Source organism: Bacillus sp. LR--39 (assembly GCF_053613335.1).
On record NZ_JBSIOT010000104.1, the window covers coordinates 1 to 1621 of the forward strand.

The window sequence follows — 1621 nt, forward strand, 5'->3', positions numbered from 1 at the left end:
GACCTTTGCAAGAAAAGTGCCAATCATTGCCGGCATGCTGCTGTCTTGCAGTATGATTGTCTGCAACTACACAGATTCAGCATGGCTCGTCGTTGTCATTATGTCGCTCGCGTTTTTCGGAAAAGGCTTCGGCGCACTGGGCTGGGCTGTCGTGTCGGACACGTCTCCGAAAGAATGTGCAGGATTAAGCGGCGGTTTGTTCAACACTTTCGGGAATATTGCCTCAATTACAACACCGATTATTATCGGATACATTGTCAATGCCACTGGATCTTTCAATGGCGCGCTCGTGTTTGTCGGCGCTAACGCGATTGCGGCGATCCTTAGCTATTTGCTGCTGGTCGGGCCGATCAAACGGGTCGTGTTAAAGAAACAAGAACAAGACCCCGATCAATCGTTGCCTGTCTAATATTTTTGAAAGCGCTTTATAAAGGGAGGGAAATGCATGAGTTCACCGATACAAGAGCAGGTTCAAAAAGAGAAAAGATCGAATATTCCATTAATTTCTGAAATGAAGGTGATTCCTGTTGCGGGACATGACAGCATGCTGCTGAATCTAAGCGGAGCACACAGCCCGTTTTTTACCCGGAATATCGTAATCTTAACGGACAGCAGCGGAAATCAGGGAGTCGGCGAGGTGCCTGGCGGAGAGCATATTCGCCGCACACTGGAGCTGTCAGAGCCGCTTGTTGTCGGAAAATCTATCGGTGCGTACCAGGCGATATTGCAAATGGTCAGAAAGCAGTTTGGCGATCAGGACAGGGGAGGGCGCGGAAACCAGACGTTTGATTTGCGCACCACTGTGCACGCCGTCACCGCACAGGAAGCGGCTTTGTTAGATTTGCTTGGAAAGTTTCTTCACGAACCGGTCGCGGCTTTGCTGGGCGAAGGGAAACAGCGTGATGAAGTAAAAATGCTCGGTTACCTCTTTTACATCGGCGACCGAAAGCGGACGACCTTGCCGTATCAAAGCGATGAGCAGTCAGATTGTGCGTGGTTCCGTCTGCGCCATGAGGAAGCGCTGACGCCGGAGGCCATTGTGCGTCTTGCCGAATCCGCACAGGAGCGCTATGGCTTTCAGGATTTCAAGTTGAAAGGCGGGGTGCTGCGGGGAGAAGAGGAAATCGAAGCTGTTACCGCATTATCGAAACGTTTTCCAGAGGCAAGGATCACTCTTGATCCGAACGGGGCATGGTCATTAGAAGAAGCTATTGCATTATGCAAAGGAAAGCAAGATGTGCTCGCATATGCGGAAGATCCGTGCGGGGATGAGAATGGCTACTCCGCTCGTGAAGTAATGGCTGAATTCCGCCGCGCGACAGGGCTTCCGACTGCGACAAATATGATTGCGACTGACTGGCGGGAAATGGGTCACGCGATTCAGCTCCATGCGGTCGATATACCGCTGGCTGATCCGCATTTTTGGACGATGCAAGGATCGGTGCGGGTTGCGCAAATGTGTCATGATTGGGGTTTGACATGGGGCTCGCATTCCAACAACCACTTTGATATTTCCCTTGCGATGTTTACCCATGTGGCAGCAGCGGCTCCGGGGCGGATCACGGCGATTGATACCCATTGGATCTGGCAGGACGGGCAGCGATTAACGAAACAGCCTTTT

The 1621-nt window shown here is 51.6% G+C and carries 1 protein-coding gene and 1 pseudogene; both read left to right on the forward strand.

Annotation, left to right across the window (positions count from 1 at the left end; genetic code table 11):
- Positions 1-409, forward strand: a pseudogene (gene gudP / locus ACWHAR_RS20760) (glucarate transporter GudP); the annotation flags it as partial.
- 36 nt (positions 410-445) lie between these two features.
- Positions 446-1621: enolase C-terminal domain-like protein (locus ACWHAR_RS20765; RefSeq protein ID WP_452087691.1), on the forward strand; the 1176-nt coding region annotated here is incomplete at its 3' end.